At 64.6% G+C, this 17,659-nt stretch carries 15 protein-coding genes; 11 read left to right on the top strand and 4 right to left on the bottom strand.

The annotated features are described in order from the left end of the window. A partial coding sequence (locus tag ACR2J1_RS05660; protein ID WP_434018361.1) for a long-chain-fatty-acid--CoA ligase occupies positions 1 to 1,730 on the top strand: 1,730 nt, incomplete at its 5' end. 25 nt (positions 1,731 to 1,755) lie between these two features. Here the strand turns inward: ACR2J1_RS05660 and ACR2J1_RS05655 are convergent. The 4 genes from ACR2J1_RS05655 to ACR2J1_RS05640 form a co-directional block, all read right to left on the bottom strand. Continuing rightward, complete coding sequence (locus ACR2J1_RS05655; RefSeq protein ID WP_434018360.1) at positions 1,756 to 2,883, bottom strand: DUF2147 domain-containing protein; 1,128 nt, start codon at positions 2,881 to 2,883, stop codon at positions 1,756 to 1,758. A gap of 164 nt (positions 2,884 to 3,047) precedes the next feature. Next, positions 3,048 to 4,328 carry an acetyl-CoA C-acetyltransferase gene (locus tag ACR2J1_RS05650; RefSeq protein WP_434018359.1) on the bottom strand — a complete coding sequence of 427 codons (1,281 nt, stop codon included), beginning with the start codon at positions 4,326 to 4,328 and terminating at the stop codon, positions 3,048 to 3,050. 23 nt (positions 4,329 to 4,351) lie between these two features. Next, positions 4,352 to 6,346, bottom strand: a complete 1,995-nt coding sequence (locus ACR2J1_RS05645; protein ID WP_434018358.1) for a 3-hydroxyacyl-CoA dehydrogenase NAD-binding domain-containing protein — start codon at positions 6,344 to 6,346, stop codon at positions 4,352 to 4,354. 6 nt (positions 6,347 to 6,352) lie between these two features. After that, positions 6,353 to 8,866 (bottom strand): acyl-CoA dehydrogenase, encoded by a 2,514-nt coding sequence (locus tag ACR2J1_RS05640; protein ID WP_434018357.1) that lies wholly within the window; start codon positions 8,864 to 8,866, stop codon positions 6,353 to 6,355. 316 nt (positions 8,867 to 9,182) lie between these two features. Here ACR2J1_RS05640 and ada point away from each other — a divergent pair, with 316 nt between their 5' ends. The 10 genes from ada (at position 9,183) to ACR2J1_RS05590 (ending at position 17,658) form a co-directional block, all read left to right on the top strand. Further along, positions 9,183 to 10,265, top strand: coding sequence for a bifunctional DNA-binding transcriptional regulator/O6-methylguanine-DNA methyltransferase Ada (gene ada / locus ACR2J1_RS05635; RefSeq protein WP_434018356.1), 1,083 nt, complete (start codon positions 9,183 to 9,185; stop codon positions 10,263 to 10,265). A 26-nt stretch (positions 10,266 to 10,291) separates the two neighbouring features. Continuing rightward, entirely contained in the window at positions 10,292 to 11,005 is a 714-nt protein-coding gene (locus tag ACR2J1_RS05630; RefSeq protein WP_434018365.1) for a 2OG-Fe(II) oxygenase, read from the top strand. Positions 11,006 to 11,115: 110 nt separating this feature from the next. Then, positions 11,116 to 11,337: a hypothetical protein gene (locus tag ACR2J1_RS05625; RefSeq protein WP_434018355.1), complete on the top strand. Its 222-nt coding sequence runs from the start codon at positions 11,116 to 11,118 to the stop codon at positions 11,335 to 11,337. A gap of 395 nt (positions 11,338 to 11,732) precedes the next feature. Next, positions 11,733 to 11,972 (top strand): CDGSH iron-sulfur domain-containing protein, encoded by a 240-nt coding sequence (locus ACR2J1_RS05620; RefSeq protein WP_434018354.1) that lies wholly within the window; start codon positions 11,733 to 11,735, stop codon positions 11,970 to 11,972. Positions 11,973 to 12,092: 120 nt separating this feature from the next. Continuing rightward, positions 12,093 to 13,007 (top strand): ABC transporter permease subunit, encoded by a 915-nt coding sequence (locus ACR2J1_RS05615; RefSeq protein WP_434018353.1) that lies wholly within the window; start codon positions 12,093 to 12,095, stop codon positions 13,005 to 13,007. A 4-nt stretch (positions 13,008 to 13,011) separates the two neighbouring features. Further along, positions 13,012 to 14,550, top strand: a complete 1,539-nt coding sequence (livM, locus tag ACR2J1_RS05610) for a high-affinity branched-chain amino acid ABC transporter permease LivM (protein WP_434018352.1) — start codon at positions 13,012 to 13,014, stop codon at positions 14,548 to 14,550. Then, positions 14,550 to 15,392: an ABC transporter ATP-binding protein gene (locus ACR2J1_RS05605; protein ID WP_434018351.1), complete on the top strand. Its 843-nt coding sequence runs from the start codon at positions 14,550 to 14,552 to the stop codon at positions 15,390 to 15,392. Before livM ends, ACR2J1_RS05605 begins: the two co-directional genes overlap by 1 nt. Continuing rightward, the gene (locus ACR2J1_RS05600) at positions 15,389 to 16,141 is read left to right on the top strand and encodes an ABC transporter ATP-binding protein (protein ID WP_434018350.1); all 753 of its coding nucleotides are present in this window, start codon (positions 15,389 to 15,391) and stop codon (positions 16,139 to 16,141) included. The genes ACR2J1_RS05605 and ACR2J1_RS05600 overlap by 4 nt, the downstream gene beginning before the upstream one ends. Continuing rightward, positions 16,138 to 16,506 (top strand): DUF6867 family protein, encoded by a 369-nt coding sequence (locus ACR2J1_RS05595; protein WP_434018349.1) that lies wholly within the window; start codon positions 16,138 to 16,140, stop codon positions 16,504 to 16,506. Before ACR2J1_RS05600 ends, ACR2J1_RS05595 begins: the two co-directional genes overlap by 4 nt. 33 nt (positions 16,507 to 16,539) lie before the next feature. Continuing rightward, positions 16,540 to 17,658, top strand: coding sequence for a branched-chain amino acid ABC transporter substrate-binding protein (locus ACR2J1_RS05590; RefSeq protein ID WP_434018364.1), 1,119 nt, complete (start codon positions 16,540 to 16,542; stop codon positions 17,656 to 17,658). The last annotated feature ends 1 nt before the right edge of the window (position 17,659 follow it).

The following is a 17,659-nucleotide window of genomic DNA, read 5'->3' as shown; positions in this document are numbered from 1 at the left end:
GCATGGCGAGCGACCCCGCCTCCGCGCCCTCGAAGGCGGCGACCGAATCCCTCAGCGCAGCCCGGCCGTGGCTGAAAGCCTATCCGCGCGCGGTCGACTGGCATGCCCCGTTCGAGCCCAAGTTGCTTGGCGACATGCTAGACGAAGCGGTCGCTGCTTATGGACGGCGCGCCTGCGTTTATTTCATGGGCCGCCGCTACAGCTTCGCCGAACTCGGCGACTTGTCGGACCGGGCGGCGAAAGGCCTGCAAGCGCTCGGCGTGCGCGAAGGGGTGAAAGTCGGGCTTCTGCTTCCCAATACGCCGACCTTCGTCATCTTGTATTTCGGCGTGCTGAAGGCAGGCGGCACGGTCGTCAATTTCAATCCCCTCTACAGCGTCGAGGAGATCGCCTTTCAGGCGCGCGACAGCGGCACCAAGATCATGGTGACGCTCGATCTCGCCCTTCTGTTCGAGAGGGTGGAGCCGCTGCTCGCACAAGGCGTGCTCGAGTGCGCGATCGTGTCCCGGTTCGCGGCCATGCTTCCGAAGCTCAAATCGGTGGGGATGAAGCTCCTCCGCTCGCCCAAGCTCGCACAGCTGAATGCCTCGCCGCAAAAGAGCAAAATCCTCATCTCAACCGATCTTCTGGCCAATGACGGACGCTACGCGCGACCGGCATTGACGCCTGACGCCACCGCCGTGCTGCAATATACCGGCGGTACAACGGGCACGCCCAAAGGCGCCATGCTCAGCCACGCCAATCTCTCCATCAATGTCAGGCAAGTGATGGCGTGGCGAAACCGGCTGTCGGACAGCGACCGCGTGCTCGGCGTCCTGCCGCTGTTCCACGTCTTTGCCATGACGACGGTGATGAATTTCGGCATCAGCCAGGGGATGGAGATGATTCTCGTGCCGAAATTCGACCTGATCGCGACGCTCAAGCTGATCGGCAAGTTGCGGCCAACGATGATGCCCGGGGTACCCACTCTCTTCAATGCCATGATCCGGCATCCGCATATCCGAAATTTCGACCTGAGCTCGCTCGAGTTCTGCATTTCGGGCGGGGCCGCTCTCCCCGTCGAGGTGAAGCGCGGCTTCGAGGCGATCTGTAGCTGCGCCCTGGTCGAAGGCTACGGCTTGAGCGAGACCTCTCCTGTCGCCACCTGCAACCCACTCGACGCGAGCGGCAAAGAGGGCTCCATCGGCCTGCCGCTCCCGGGCACCGATATGAGCATCCGCTCACTCGAGGACCCAACCGTCGAGATGCCGACTGGAGAGCCCGGCGAGATCTGCATCGCGGGTCCGCAAGTCATGGCCGGCTACTGGAACAAGCCGGACGACACGCGCTCCGCCTTTGTCGGCCGCTATTTCCGCAGCGGAGACGTGGGCTACATGGACGAAGCCGGGTTTATCTTCATCGTCGACCGTATCAAGGACATGATCAACGCCTCGGGCTTCAAGGTTTACCCGCGGCGGATCGAAGATGCCCTTTACGAGCACGGGGCGGTGGAAGAGGTGACGGTTGTCGGCATTCCCGACGCCTATCGCGGGGAAGCGCCGAAGGCCTTCGTCAAGCTGAAGGATGGCGCCGACGCCTCCGCCGCCGACCTGCTGCACTTCTTGCGCGGCAAGCTGTCGAAGCTGGAGATCCCGGCGGAGATCGAATTCCGCGACGAGCTGCCCAAGACAATGGTGGGTAAGCTCTCGAAGAAAGAGTTGCGGACAGAGAACCGAAGCAGCTCAGCCTAGGTGAGGCAGGTCGTCTCGCGCGATCTTAGCGCAGCCAGGGCAGATCTTCGCCACGCATCCGGCGCATCAGGCGCCTCTCCCGACGCGTGAGCGGCGCTGCCGTGGTGATGGGCTCCTCCGCCTCTTCCATCTGCGCGGACTGCGTCGGCTGCGCCGTGCCGTCTGCAGCTGTTTCGACCGGTACAGGCTGAGATTTCGAGGTCGTCGCCGACATCGGTGCCGTGCCGGCCGCGGACGCCGTCACTGGCTTCGGTGTGGTCGATTTCGGCTTAGGCTGCGTCTCAGGCGCCGGGCTGGTCGAGGCCGTCTGCACGCGCGCGGGCTGCGGGGTCGGCGCCGCGGGACGAACGGTTTCGGTCGCCGGGGCCTCCGCCACCAGTCCCTTCGTCATCGCGAACATGCTGGAAGGGCTTTCGCTGGAGAAGGGCGGCGCGGTTTCAGGAGTGGCCGTCGTCGTGACAAAGCCGTTTCCCTGGGGGGCATCGTGATAGGCCGCGGGTACCGCCGGGGTCAGAATCTCGGCCTGCGGCACTGAAACCTCGGTGCGAAGCGTGTCGACCTCTGGCACGGGGGCACTGGCGAGTTCCTTGCTCGGCGCAGCAGGCGCCGGCGCGGCAGGTGCGGGTGCCTGGGGTTCCGCCTTCGCCTCGATCTGCTCCGTCGGTGTCACGACCGGCTCTTCGGGCTTGCCCGGGATCTCGGAGCGGACCCAAATCTTCTGGCCGCAGAGAAGGCCAAAGGCCTTGCAGCCTTTGAGCACGATTTGCTTTTGCGACACGAGGGTCAGCGTTGCGGAATAAGTGTTGCCGTCTTCGGGATTATAGATTTGTCCGGCCCAGGCATTGGGGCCGGAGGGCGTGAAGCCGCTAAAGAGCGGCAGGCCGAGGATCGCGCGACCGCGCTGACCGGGGTCGGAGTTGCGAATGTCGCGCAGGGGCTTGCCCTTGCTGTCTTTCGCGTTCTCAAGCCAAATGATCTTGGCACAGAGTTGGCTCTTGCCGCATTTGCGCACCTCAATACGCGCCGGGCGCTCCGCATCGGGCTTCATCCAAATGCCCGTGGGATCGGCCGCAGCGGCCTGAGTGGAACTGAAGGGAGCGAGCAGGACCGCCGCAAGGAGGGACGCCGCCGCAATATTCGCATGATGCTTCATAAGCACCTCCGTCAAGGGTCGAGCCGCTGGTGTCCGCGACACCCCGGCAGATTTCGTACGCCCCTGTCCCCGTTGGGCTGCATTCTTGCGCCCTTATTCTTTCGCTTACCCGATCTAACGAACGGGTCCTTGATCTAAGTCCTGTTTTCGGCTGGGCCACCACTTTATGGCCCCGCCCCTTCCAGGATGGCCGCGACACCCATGCCGCCAGCCGTGCAGACCGATATCAAACCCCGGCCTCCGCCCTTATGCAAGAGCTTCGACAGGACGCCGGTGATTCGCGCGCCGGTCGCAGCGAAAGGATGACCGAAAGCTATTGAAGACCCCTTTACGTTCAACTTCGTCCGGTCGATGGACCCTAAGGCCCCCTCTCGCCCCAGTCGCCGCCGGCAATATTCCTCAGATTCCCAAGCGTTCAGCGTCGCCAAAACTTGCGCCGCGAAGGCTTCGTGAATCTCGTAATAATCGAAATCCTGTAGGCCAAGGCCGGTTTCCTTGAGCAAATCGCTCACCGCGACGGTCGGCGCCATCAGCAGACCCTCTCCTTGCACGAAATCCACGGCAGAAGTGCGGCCAATTGTCAGAAAAGCCAAAACGGGAATCCCGCGCTTTGCCGCCCACTCTTCCGAGGCGAGCAGGACCGTGGCCGCACCGTCCGTAAGGGGGGTCGAGTTTCCCGCCGTGATCGTGCCGAGGCCCGAGCGGTCGAAAACCGGCTTCAACTGGGCGAGCTTCTCCATAGAGATATCTTCGCGGATATTATTGTCGCGGAAGACCCCGGCACAGGGCACCACGAGGTCGTCCATGAAGCCCTCGTCGTAGGCGGCCGCGGCCTTCTTGTGGCTCTCGTAGGCGAGAAGGTCCTGCTCCTCGCGGGTGATACCCCATTCCTTTGCCATCAACTCGCAGTGCTCGCCCATGCTGAGGCCGGTGCGCGGCTCGCTTGTGCTTGGCGGCAGCGGCGCGAGTTCGGCGGGGGCAAATCCCTTGAAGGCAGAGACCCGCTCGCCCAGGCTGCGCGCCCGCGAAAGCTTCACCAGCCTTTGCGCGAAGCTGCGCTTGAACACCACGGGCGCATCGCTCGTCGTATCGGAGCCCATGGCGATGCCGCTCTCAATCTGGCCGGTCGCGATCTTGGCGGCGAGGCCGAGCGCGCCCTGGAGGCTCGTGCCGCAGGCCTGCATCATGGTGATGGCGGGCGTGGTCGGGCTCAGCGCACTGCCGATCACAGCCTCGCGCGCGAGGTTCCAGTCTTTGGCATGGGTCACGACGGCGCCGCCGACGACCTCGCCGATATGAACACCATGCAGCGAGAAGCGCTCGACGAGGCCACTCAGGGCGGCCATCAGCATGTCGAGATTGGAGAGCTCGGCATAGGCCGTGTGGGAACGACAAAACGGGATCCTGACCCCGCCAAGCACCGCAACGCGCCGCATCTCGGCCATGATGTCTCAGTCCCCGCTTGGTTCTAGGCTACTGCCGCGGTCGAGGCCGCAGCGTTTTCTTGGTTGCGCCGGTAGTGCAACGGACCGCCGCGGAACGGCGCGAAGCCCGTTCCGAAGATCACGCCCGCATCGACATGGTCGGCGTTGGCGACGATGCCGTCGGCAAGCGCGCGCTCGCACTCGTCGAGCATGGGCTTGATGAGCTCGCGCCCGAGGCGGTCGAGTTCGGCCGGATCGTATTGTTCTGCGGTCTCGCGCTTCGGCTTGCCCTTTTCCCAGACATAAAAGCCCTCGCCGGTCTTCTTGCCGAACTTGCCTTCCGCGACGAGGCGCAACAGCGGATTGTCGGTTCCCGAGCCACCGCCAAGCTTCTCGCCGACGGCGTTGGCGATGTCGAGGCCGACCATATCCATGAGCTCGAGCGGCCCCATCGGCATGCCGAAGGCGAGCGCGGCCTGATCGATCTTATCGCGCGGCGTGCCCTCGTCCAAGCGGCGCACGGCGTCCATCATGTAGGGCGCGAGCGCGCGATTGACCAGGAAGCCGGGGCAGCTCTTGACCACGAGCGGCAGCTTCTTGATGGCGGTGACGAAGGCGGCCGCCTTGCGCACCTCGTCCACGCGCGTCGTCTCGCCGCGCACGATCTCGACCAGCGGGAGCTGCGGCACGGGATTGAAGAAATGTAGGCCCACCAGGCGCCCGGGATCTGTGAGCGCTGCGGCAATGTCCTCCAGCCGTAGCGAGGAGGTGTTGGTGGCGAGGACGGCGCCGGGCTTGATCTTGGTCTCCAGATCGCGGAACAGGGCCTGCTTTATGTCAAGCTTCTCAACGATCGCCTCGATGACTACGTCGGCGTGCTTGATGTGCTTGCCGTCGGGATCGGGGATCAGGCGGGCAATGGCGGCATCGACGGCGAGCTTGCCGCGCAATTGCTTGCCGAACAGTCCTTTGGCGCGGCCGAGCGCCTTTTTGAGCTGGGTCTCGTCGAGATCCTGAAGGCTCGCCTGCATGCCGCAGACCACGCACCAGGCGGCGATGTCGCCTCCCATGGTGCCGGCGCCGATGACATGGACGCGCAGCGGCTTGAAGCTGTGCTTGGGAGCCTCGTCCTTCAGCATCTCGGAGAGCTGGAACACGCGGCGGAGATTGCGCGCGGTCTCGCCCGCCATCAGCGGCGCGAATATCTCGGTCTCGGCCTTGCGCATCGCGTCCGGATCGTCGCCGTAGCGTTCGAACAGCTCGATCAGCTTGAAAGGCGCGGGGTAATGGTCCTCGCGCACCTTCGCGGCCGTTTTGCCGCGCATCTGCTTGGCCAGTAGCCCCCGCACCGGCTCTTTCAGCATCATTTTCTTCCACCACGGCGCACCCTTGGAGCGGCGCTTCTGGAGTACCGCCTTGCGCGCGGCCCAGCGCAGCGCATGGCGCGTCGGCACGATCTGGTCGATGAGGCCCATGGCGCGCGCGGAGGTGGGGCGCAGCATGCGGCCCGTCAGCATGGCCGTCATGGCGTCGAGGGGGCCGGCGGCGGCGATGGAGCGCACCGTACCGTTGAGGCCGGGAAACATGCCGAGCTTCACTTCGGGGAAGCCGAGCCGCGTCCCCTCCTCGCGATCGGCGATGCGGTAGTCGCACGCTAGAGCGAGCTCCAGCCCGCCGCCCAGACAATAGCCGTGGATGGCGGCGACGACCGTGACCGGGAGCCGGTCGATGCGGTCGAACAGTTCAAGCGTCTGGCCGACGACCTCCTTGACCTTGTCCTCGGTGTTGAAGCTTTCGAATTCGTGGATGTCGGCGCCGGCGACGAAGCTCGATTCCTTCGCGCTCATAAGCACGAGGCCTTTGACCTCGCCCCGGATGGCGGCGTTCTCGATGGCCTTGACAATGTCGCCGAGCTCTTCGGTAGGCCTGCGCCCAAGCGAGTTCATGGTCTCGCCCTTGCGGTCGAACACCGCCCAGGCAATGCCCTCGAAATCGATGGAGAAACGCCAGTCCTGAAGATATGAAAGTGTGGCCGCCATGTTCCCCTATTCCGCAGCGATATGGTCTGACTGGTCCGCACGCCGCGCCGGCACAACGTTCGTCTCGCGCTCGGACCCGATCTCCTCGGCGGCAAAATCGTCGACACCGATCACGCGTGCCACGAGATCGCGCAGCTCGGCGAGATTGCGCGCTTCTTCGCTTGTCAGCACGCTCTTCTGCTCCGCTTCGGCGATCCAGTCGTTGTTGTGATAGCGCCCGATCTCGCCCTTACGGATTGCGCGCTCGAGCTTGCGGTCGGCCTCCTCGTGCGCAACGACCTTGAGGAGCGTGTGCTCCAGTAGGCCGACGCGATCGTTCGGATCATTCGAAATAAAAATGTCCCGCGTGAGACGGTCGCGGAAGGCGCCGGGCTCGAGTGCGGCGCGCACGATCGCCTTGCCGGCCAGGTCGCTCGCCGGCCGCCGCCAGACGCCGAGCGGAAAGACGAGCGGCCGCATGAGCCACCCGACCCAGCGCATCGGGAAATTGTCGAGCACGCCGAGCAGGGCCTGGTCGAAGCGGTAGAGGCAGTTCTCGGCGCAATAGTCGACGAGCTTCAGATCGTCGCGCGGCGCACCGTCATCCTCATAGCGCTTGAGCACCGACGATAGGAGATAGAGCTCGGCAAGCGCGTCGGCCATGCGGCCGGTGATCTTCTGCTTCACCTTCAGGCCGCCGCCGAGCGTCGCCACGGTGACGTCGGCGACAAGGGCGAAAGAACGTGAGGCGCGGCCGAGCTGCCGCCACCACCCTCGCGTCCGCTCCACATTGCGCGGCGCGGAAGCGAAGGCGCCCAGGGTGGCATTGTGGAACAGCGATCCGAAGATGTTGGAGACGGAGAACGCAACGTGGTCTTCGAAGGCGCGTTCGAAATTATTCAGCCCGCGCTCGCGGTCCTTGTCCTTCAGCGCCTCGATCTCGGTGAAGAGATATGGGTGGCTGCGCAGCGCCCCTTGCGCGAAGGTGATGAGGGTGCGGGTGAGGATGTTGGCGCCCTCCACCGTGATGCCGACCGGCACCATCTGGTAGGCGCCCTGGATGTAGTTCGACGGCCCATCGCAGATGCCCTTGCCGCCATGGATGTCGAGCGCGTCGTTCACGCTCTGGCGCATGCGCTCGGTAGAGACATATTTCAGCAGCGCGGAAATCACCGCCGGCTTCTCGCCGCGCGACACCATCGACGCCGTCACCGCGCGCGCCGCTTCGAGGCCGTAGGCGCTCTCCACCATGCGCGCTAAAGGCTCTTCCACGCCCTCCATGAAGCCGATCGGCAGGTTGAACTGCTTGCGGATCCGCGCATAGGCGCTTGTCGTGCGCAGCATCGACTTCGCGCCCGCGGCCGCCGTAGCGGGCAGCGAAATGGAGCGGCCGGCGGCAAGGCAGCTCATCAGCATGCGCCAGCCTTGGCCCGCGCGCTCGGCGCCGCCGATGATGGCGTCGATCGGCACGAAGACATCGCGGCCGCGTGTCGGCCCGTTGGGAAAGGCGGCGCCCGCGGGAAGATGCCGGCGTCCGATCTCCACGCCTGGCTGGTCCGTCGGGATGAGTGCCAAGGTGATGCCGACATCCTCGCCACGGCCGAGATGATTGTCAGGATCGAAGAGGCGGAAGGCGAGGCCGAGCAGCGTCGCCTTGGGGGCGAGCGTGATGTAGCGCTTGTCCCAGGTGAGACTCAGCCCGAGCGTCTCGCGTCCGTCATGCCATTGCTTGGTGACGGTGCCGATATCGCGCATCGAGGCGGCGTCGGAGCCGGACGCCGGTCCCGTGAGGGCAAAGCACGGAATCTCCTCGCCGCGGGCAAGACGCGGCAAATAATGCGCCTTCTGCGCCTCGGTGCCGTATTTCTCGATCAGCTCGCCGGGTCCGAGCGAGTTCGGCACCATGACGATGGTGACGCCGTCGGCGCTGCGCGAGGAGATCTTGCCGAGGATGAGCGACTGCGCCTGCGCGGAGAAGCCGAGGCCGCCATGCTGCTTGGAGATAAGCATGCCGAGGAAGCCCTGCTCACAAACGAAGCTCCAGATCTCGTCGGGAATGTCGTGCAGCTCATGGCGGATGCGCCAGTCCTTCAAGCGCCGGCATAGCTCCTCGGTGGGGCCGTCGAGAAAGGCGCGCTCCTCAGCCGTCAGTGTGATCGGCGGCACCTGCCTCAGCCGCGACCAGTCCGGCGTGCCGGAAAAGAGCTCGGCATCCCACCCCACGGTGCCGGCCTGCAGCGCCTCGCGCTCGGTCTCGGAGATCGTCGGCATGGCACCTTTGAGAGCGCGATACGCCGGGAGCGTTACATATTTGCGTTTGAGGTCTTTGAAGGTCAGCGCGAACAGAAGGCCAGCCGCAAGCCAGCCCAGCACGGCGCCGAGATTGAAAGCGGGCGCATGCAAATGACCGTGGCCGAGGCCGATCTGGAGTGCGAACGTGAAAAGCGCGATCGCACCCGCCCAGGCCCAGAGCGGCGCGCGGTTCATGGCGAGCGCAAACAGGGCGGCAAGGGAGATCAGGGTGAAAATGAGCTTAGCCATGAGGGTCTCCAAACACGCCCCGGCCCCCGCCCGCGATCCTCAACACCGATATAAGAGAGACCGGCGTCGATTTCCGCCCTCTATGGTCCTGATGGCCCACCGACTCAAGCCCCCAATTGCCCGATCTTCCCCCCGCGCGTACCCGGGCAAATGCCACGAACCCCCCGGGATGCCGGACCTTAGCGCCAAGAGTTGGAGGCTCGATTAACGCCACTCCACATCGAATATGAAAGCAAGGATCGAAGTGCGTGGCGGGGTACGAACAACTTAACTTCGGGTCCAACACGGCAATTTTACGCTAGAATGGATCGCCACCATGACTTTGAGCACCCACACTTCAAGCTTGGCCCTACGGTCAACGGACGATGACGCCCGCTGGGCTGCCGTCATTGCCCGAAACGCAGCCTTTGACGGGCAGTTCTATTTTTCGGTCGCGACGACGGGGGTTTATTGCAAGCCGTCCTGCACCTCCAGGCGCCCGCTGCGAAAAAACGTCCGCTTTCATGCCACCGCCGAAGACGCCGAGCGCGCGGGCTTCAGGGCCTGCAAGCGCTGCCGCCCGGACCGGGCGTCACTGTCTGAGGATCATGCGGACAAGATCGCGAAAGCCTGCCGCCTGATCGAAACGGCGGACCAAGAGACGACGCTCGAGGCGCTCGCGCAGCACGTGGCCATGAGCCCCTACCATTTCCATCGAATGTTCAAGGCGATCGTCGGGGTCACGCCGAGGGCCTATGCGATTGCCGTGCGCAACAAGCGCATCCGCGCGCGGCTTGTCGAAAGCGCGAGCGTGACGGAGGCCATTTACGATGCCGGCTTCAACTCCAACGGCAGCTTCTACGCCGTCTCCTTGCAAGCGCTTGGCATGACGCCCAGCGCCTTTCGCGCCGGCGGCGCGGATGTGGAAATTCGTTTCGCTGTCGGCGAATGCTCGCTCGGGTTCATCCTGGTGGCGGCAAGCGATAATGGCGTGTGCGCTATTCTATTGGGCGAAGATCCCGGGGCGTTGGCACGTGACTTGGAATTACAATTCCCTCGCGCCCGCTTACGCGGTGGCGATGCCTCCTTCGAGAGGATCGCGGCAACGGTGATCGGCTTCGTCGAATCACCTGGCGGCAATCTCGATCTGCCACTCGATATTCGCGGCACCGCCTTCCAGCATCGCGTCTGGGATGCGCTCCGGCGCATTAAGCCTGGAACGACCGCGAGCTACAGGGAGATCGCGGCGATGATCGGTGCCCCGCAAGCCGTACGCGCCGTCGCCGGAGCGTGCGCGTCGAACCGCCTCGCGGTCGTTGTCCCCTGTCACCGCGTGGTGCGGAGCGACGGATCGCTCTCCGGTTATCGCTGGGGCGTGGAACGGAAGCGCAGGCTTCTTGAGCGCGAGGCGAAATCGTGAGCGCCACCGAGCCACTCTTTTCCTTGATGGAGGACTCCATCGAGCGGCGTGTGGCGGACCTCCCCTGGGAGGGCCTTCACCCGGAGCTGGACGCAAGGGGTTACGCGACCGCCGACTGCGTTCTCACCAAGGAGGAGGCGCAATCGATTTCCGCCCTCTATGACGACGACCATCGCTTCCGCAGCACCATCGTCATGGCGCGGCATGGCTTTGGCCGCGGCGAGTACAAATATTTGGCCTATCCCCTGCCCGATATCGTCTGGAAGCTTCGGACCGCCTCCTACCCGCATCTCGCGCCCGTCGCGAACCGCTGGAACGAGGCGATGGGCATCACGACGCATTATCCGGCGCAACATTCCGATTTCCTGAAACGCTGCCACGAAGCCGGCCAGATCCGACCCACGCCGCTCCTGCTGCGCTACGAAGCGGGTGAGTATAATTGCCTGCACCAAGATCTTTACGGCGAGCACGCCTTCCCGCTGCAAATGGCGATCCTGCTGTCGGAGCCTGGCGAGGACTTCAGCGGCGGCGAGTTCGTGCTGACCGAACAACGACCGCGCATGCAGTCGCGCGCAGCCGTCGTGCCGCTCCGCCAGGGCGATGCTGTGATTTTCGCCGTGCATCACCGCCCGGTCGAAGGGTCGCGCGGTGTCTATCGCGTCAACATGCGCCACGGCGTGAGCGAGGTGAGGAGCGGCCGCCGCCATACGCTCGGCATCATCTTCCACGACGCGACCTAGCGGTCACCCAGCGGCCTCTGTGAGAAGTGTGGATAGAGTGAGGTTCCTATGCCGGACCGACGCCGTGACAGGGTAGACTTCGCCCTTGCAAGCCAGGAGGAGACCGAGCGGTGGAGCCAACGCTAAAAGTCGAGGTGCAGGGCAGCGACATCAAGATCGCCTTGCGGGGAAGCTGCCTGAGGATTGCCTACCGGAAGGGGGATGCGCCGTGGCTCGTGTGTTCCGATTATGGAATCGACGATCCGGAGGCGAGACTCAGCATCTCGGAATTCAGGGCTCTCGCGTGGGAGGCCGCAAATATGAAGGCCCGCGAGATGGGGTGGATCGTCTAGCGCGAGCCCGCTTCGGCTGAAGCGTACTCGATCGGTATCGCCGCCAGCGTCCGCGGCCGTACCAGCCGCCGCTCGCTATGCACATGAACATCGGCATGTTTCTTTGGATGCGCATCTTGATAGCCCCCGCGATTGCCTTCATCGCGCTTTCGTCAATCGGGGGTTCGCAGTCAGGTCGGCGTCTTGATCCGACCGAACCTCGACGACCCTAGCGGAGGCGGTACCGGTTTACCAAGCGACGTCGGCCTCACCGACGCCCGGTCCCTTGCTCGGGCATCGATTCGGCTTTGGCGGCCGCGTGGGCTTAACGCCGCGCTCGCCTTGTGTCGCCATGCCGAATTGGGTAAGCAGGCTGGATAGCGGCCAGCACAAGCCGCAAATTCAGGGACCGGCCAATGTCTGACCCGGAGCGGCCACAGCTCAGCCCCTACCAAGTCGGGCTAGAGGCTGGCAAACGCTATGCCTGGTGCCGCTGCGGACGCTCGCAAAAGCAGCCTTTCTGCGACGGCGCCCATGCCGGCACGGGCATAGAACCCCTCATGTTCACCGCCGAGCGGACCGAGATGGCCCTGCTTTGCGGCTGCAAGGACACGGGCGACCCTCCCTACTGCGACGGCTCGCATATGCTGCTCTAGTTTTGGGCATGCTCGGGTCTTGGGCGGCGTTGTACGCCGTGAGCCCTTCTTGCTAAGAAGGACGGGCTTGGGGAGGCGGCCACCCTGGGCGCGTTCGGGGGGACGGGGCAAGCGCCAAGCATGGCTTATTTCGTACAGCAGCTGATCAACGGCATCGCGCTCGGCTCGATCTACGGCCTGATCGCCATCGGCTACACGATGGTCTACGGCATTGTCGGCATGATCAATTTCGCCCATGGCGATATCTTCATGGTCGGCGCCTTCATCGCGCTCATCGCCTTTCTCGCGCTGATCTCTATCGGGATCACCATGATCCCCTTGGCGCTGCTCCTCGTCCTCCTGATCGCCATGCTCCTCGCCGGGGTCTGGGGGTGGACGGTGGAGCGCATCGCCTACCGCCCTTTGCGCGAATCGTTTCGCCTCGCGCCGCTGATCACGGCGATAGGCATGTCAATCGTGCTGCAGAATTTCATCCAGGTGGCGCAAGGCGCGCGCGTGAAGCCGCTGCAGCCGATCGTCACCGGTGGCTATGTGCTCTTCACCGAGCAGGGTTTCTCGGTGATCGTCTCCAACATCCAGATCCTCATCGTGGTGACGACGCTGGTGCTGATGATGATCTTCTGGCTCATCATCTCGCGCACCGCGCTCGGGCGTGCGCAGCGCGCCTGCGAGCAGGATCGGCTCATGGCGTCGCTTTCCGGCGTCAATGTCGACCGCACCATCTCGCTCACCTTCGTGCTCGGCGCCGCACTCGCCGCCGTCGCGGGGTTGCTCTACCTCCTCTACTACGGGGTGATCGATTTCTATATCGGCTTCGTCGCGGGCATTAAGGCCTTTACCGCGGCGGTGTTCGGCGGCATCGGCTCGCTGCCCGGCGCCATGCTCGGCGGCCTCATCATCGGCCTGATCGAGACCTTCTGGTCCGCCTACTTCACCATCGAATACAAGGACGTGGCGGCGTTTGCGATGCTCGCCGTCGTGCTTATCTTTTTCCCCTCCGGCCTACTCGGCCGGCCCGAGGTAGAGAAGGTCTAGCCCCTTGCAGGAGCCCGCCAAACCCTTCCGCCATCGGCTCCAACTCGCGCTGACCGATTCCATCATCGCCGCCTATGTCGCGTTCGCGCTGTTCTGCCTGACGCTCGGGCTGCGCACCGTTGACAAGGTCACGGGCCTTGGGCTGCTGCCGCGGCCCGGACTGCTGGCCGTCGCGGTCGGCATCGTGTTCTTCGGCTATTTCCTGCTCGCGCTCTTCGTCTGGGATGCCCCCTACCCGCTCAGCCGGCCCTTCGCGAAGCTCTTCACCCGCGAGCCCTTCGAGCGGCGCGACATCGTCACCCTCGGCGTGATCGCGCTCGCCGCTCTCCTCATCCTCCTTTTCGCGTCGCCGGCCTTCGAGCTGCTCGCGACCGGGGTGCTCGCCTTCCAGGCCACGGGCCTCGTGCGCCGCACCGTCGTGCAAGTCTTTCCGGACCTGCCTTACGCACGCTACTTCACCCTCGCCGGCGTCGCGTTCGCCATCCTCTTCCCGCTCTGCGCCTACGCGATCGAGAAGACGTTCCATCTCGGCCTGCCGCTCCGCTACATCCTCGATCTCTCCATTCTCGTCCTCACCTACATCATGCTCGGCTGGGGCTTGAACATCGTGGTCGGGCTCGCAGGCCTCCTCGATCTCGGCTACGTCGCCTTCTACGCCGTCGGCGCCTACACCTTCGCGCTGCTGGCCACGACCTCCGGCCTTTCCTTCTGGATCTGCCTGCCGATCGCGGGCGCGCTCGCGGCACTCTGGGGCATCATTCTCGGCTTTCCGGTGCTGCGCTTGCGCGGCGACTATCTCGCCATCGTCACGCTCGCCTTCGGCGAGATCGTGCGCATCGTGCTCCTCAACTGGACGGAGGTGACGAACGGGCCGAACGGTATCGGCAGCATCCCCAAGCCCAGTTTCTTCGGCCTGCCCTTCGCGCCCACCGCTGCCGGCGGCGAGACGTTCAGCCAGTTTTTCGGGCTCCGCTACGACCCGCTCCACGGCATCATCTTCCTCTATTACCTGATCCTCGCGCTTGCTCTTCTCACCAACGTCGTGACGCTGCGGCTGCGGCGCTTGCCGTTGGGCCGCGCCTGGGAGGCCATGCGCGAGGACGAGATCGCCTGCCGCTCGCTCGGCATCAACACCACCATCACCAAGCTCACCGCGTTCGCAATCGGCGCCATGTTCGGGGGCTTCGCCGGGTCCTTCTTCGCCACGCGGCAGGGCTTCATCAGCCCGGAAAGCTTCACCTTCATTGAAAGCGCCATCATCCTCGCAATCGTCGTGCTCGGCGGCATGGGGAGCCAGCTCGGCGTCGCGATCGCGGCCATCGCGCTGGTCGGCGGCTTCGAGGCGCTGCGTCACACCGGCGAGCTTGAATCCATCTTCGGCAGCGGCTTCGATCCCGCGCTTTACCGCATGCTCCTGTTCGGCATCGCCATGGTCGCGATCATGGTCTGGCGGCCGCGCGGCCTCGTCGCCTCGCGCACGCCCTCGATCGCGCTCGGCGACGCCAAGGCCATCCCTGTCGATCTCGTCAAAGAAGGCCGCTGATGAGGTCCTGGGAGGAAGCGCCGCTGCTGAACGTCGAGCACCTCACCATGCGTTTCGGCGGCCTCACCGCCATCGACGACGCCTCCTTCACCGTCGGACGCCGCGACATCACCGCCCTGATCGGTCCGAACGGGGCCGGCAAGACCACCGTCTTCAATTGCATCACCGGCTTCTACAAGCCGACGGAAGGGATGATGGCCATCGCCCATCCCGACGGCGGGCGCTTCCATTTGGAGCGTCTCGACGACCATGAGATCAACGCGCAAGCGCGCGTGGCGCGCACCTTCCAGAATATCCGCCTGTTTCCCGGCATGACGGTGCTAGAAAATCTGATGGTCGCGCAGCACGAGCAGCTGACGAGCCCCGGCCTCGTCGTCGGCGCCCTGCTGGGCTTGCGCAATTTTACGTCCGCCGAGCGCGGCGCCGTGGACCACGCGCGCTATTGGCTCGATCGCGTCGGGCTCCTGCGCCGCGCCGACACCCCGGCGGGCGAGCTGCCCTATGGCGACCAAAGGCGGCTCGAAATCGCACGCGCGATGTGCACAAGGCCGTTGCTGCTCTGCCTCGACGAGCCCGCGGCAGGCCTCAACGTGCGCGAGACCGAGCATTTGAACGAGCTGCTTTACGGCATCCGCGCGCAGGAAGGCATCGGCCTCTTCCTCATCGAGCACGACATGGCGGTGGTGATGCGCATCTCCGACCATGTCGTCGTGCTCGACTATGGCAGGGTCATCGCCGACGGCAGCGCGGACGAGGTGCGCAACGATCCCAAGGTCATCGCCGCCTATCTCGGCGTCGAGGACGAGGAACTGCATGACGTCGCACGCGAGGTGCGCCCATGAGCGCGCCCATTCTCGCCATCGACAACGTCAGCGCGCGCTACGGCAACATCCCGGTGCTGCATGGCGTCAGCGTCGATGTCCGGCCGAACGAGATCGTGGCGCTGATCGGGGCCAACGGCGCCGGCAAGACCACGTTGATGATGACCGTGTTCGGGCGCCCGCGCATGCGCGCAGGGCGCATCCTGTTCCAGGGCCGCGACATCAGCGATCTTGCCGCCTACGACATCGCCAGGCTCGGGATCGCGCAGTCGCCCGAAGGCCGGCGCATCTTCGCGCGCATGACCGTGTACGAGAATCTCCAGATGGGCGCCATCATCGCGCGCGAGCCTGATCGCTTCGACCAGGATCTGGAGCATGTCTGCACCCTCTTCCCCGTGCTGAAGGCGCGCCGCGACCAGCGCGGCGGCACGCTCTCCGGCGGCGAGCAGCAGATGCTCGCGATCGCCCGGGCGCTCATGGGCCAGCCGAAGCTGCTCATGCTCGACGAACCGTCGCTCGGCTTGGCGCCGCTCATCGTGAAGCAGATTTTCGAGGCGATCAAAGAGCTCAACCGTCTGGGGCTTCCCGTCTTTCTCGTCGAGCAGAACGCCTATCACTCGCTCAAGCTCTGCCACCGCGGCTATGTCATGGCCAATGGCCGGATCACGCTCTCGGGCAGCGGCGAGGAGCTGCTCGGCAGCGACGAGGTTAGGAGCGCCTATCTCGACGGCGGCACGGCCAAGGGTCAGCCGCTCGGAGCCACGCCATGAGCTGGCTTTCCGATACCGGCGCGCTCACGTTCCTCGTTCTCACCGTCATCATCGGCGGCGCGGCGGCGGTGATGTCAGGCCGCGGCCTGGCGCGGAGCTGGAAGCCGTTCTGGCGCATCTTCCTCTATATGGCGCTGCTCGCAGCCGCCGTGCGCTTCTTCCATTACGCCCTGTTCGATGGGCATCTTCTCTCGCTCTATGATTACCTCGTCTCCTATCTGGTGTTGCTCTGCTTCGCGTCGGTCGGCTACCGCTGGATGCGGACCACGCAGATGGTGACGCAGTATCGCTGGCTTTACGAACGGACCGGCCCATTGACGTGGCGCACGTGCGAGTGCGGGCAGATACATCAAAGCGCACAATGATATAGAGTGCGCGCAAGGGTAAGGGAGATGAACATGAAGCGCAGTGCCGGACTGGTTGTCGTTGTCGCCGTCGCCGCCATATTGGCAGGGTGTGGCGGCTCGGATGAAGACAATACGACGCCGGTCGCGGTTGTCGGGCCGATCACAGGCCAATACGCTTCCTTTGGCGCGCAGATGAAGAACGGCGGCGAGATGGCCGTCGAGGACATCAACGCGGCGGGCGGCGTGCTCGGCAAGAAGCTCGACCTGGATATCGGCGACGACGCCTGCGACCCGAAGCAAGCCGTGGCCGTCGCCAACCAGATGGTCGGCGCGAACGTCGCCCTCGTCGCCGGTCACTATTGCTCCGGCTCGTCGATCCCCGCGTCCGGCGTCTACAAGGACGCCAATATGGTGCAGATCTCGCCGGCCTCGACCAATCCCGCCCTCACCGACAATCGCGCCGGGCCGAACATCTATCGCGTCTGCGGCCGCGACGATCAGCAAGGCGGCGTCGCCGGCAAATATCTCGCGAGCAACTTCGCCGACAAGAATATCGCCATCGTGCAGGACAAGACCGCCTACGGCAAAGGCCTCGCCGACGAGACGAAGAAGGCCATGAACGAGGCGGGCAAGCAGGAGGTCATGTACGAGGCCTACACCGCCGGCGAGAAGGATTATTCGGCGCTCGTCTCCAAGCTGAAACAGGCCAATGTCGATGTGCTGTTTCTCGGCGGCTACCACACCGAGGCCGGGCTCATCGTGCGCCAGATGCGCGACCAGGGCATGAGCACGATTCTCATGGGCGGCGATGCGCTGATCACGCAGGAATATTGGTCCATCACCGGCGATGCGGGCGAAGGCACGCTGATGACCTTCTCGCCCGATCCGCGCAAGAACCCGGCGGCAGCCGAAGTGGTAAAGCGCTTCAAGGACGAGGGCATCGAGCCCGAAGGCTACGTGCTCTACACCTATGCTGCGCTACAGGCGTGGAAGCAGGCCGCGGAGAAGGCCGGCACGACCGAGGTGGCGGAGGTGATCAAGGCACTCAACGGCAACGAGTTCGACACCGTGGTCGGCAAGTTCCGCTTCAACGACAAGGGCGATCCGAACCTGCCGCCTTACACGGTCTATCACTGGTCGAAAGGCACCTACAACCAGATCACCGAATAGC

The sequence above is a fragment of the Methyloceanibacter sp. genome (assembly GCF_050999895.1).
Taxonomy (GTDB): Bacteria; Pseudomonadota; Alphaproteobacteria; order Rhizobiales; family Methyloligellaceae; genus Methyloceanibacter.
The sequence above is the reverse complement of the archived record's forward strand: the minus strand, read 5'-3'. Positions and strand labels throughout refer to the sequence as shown.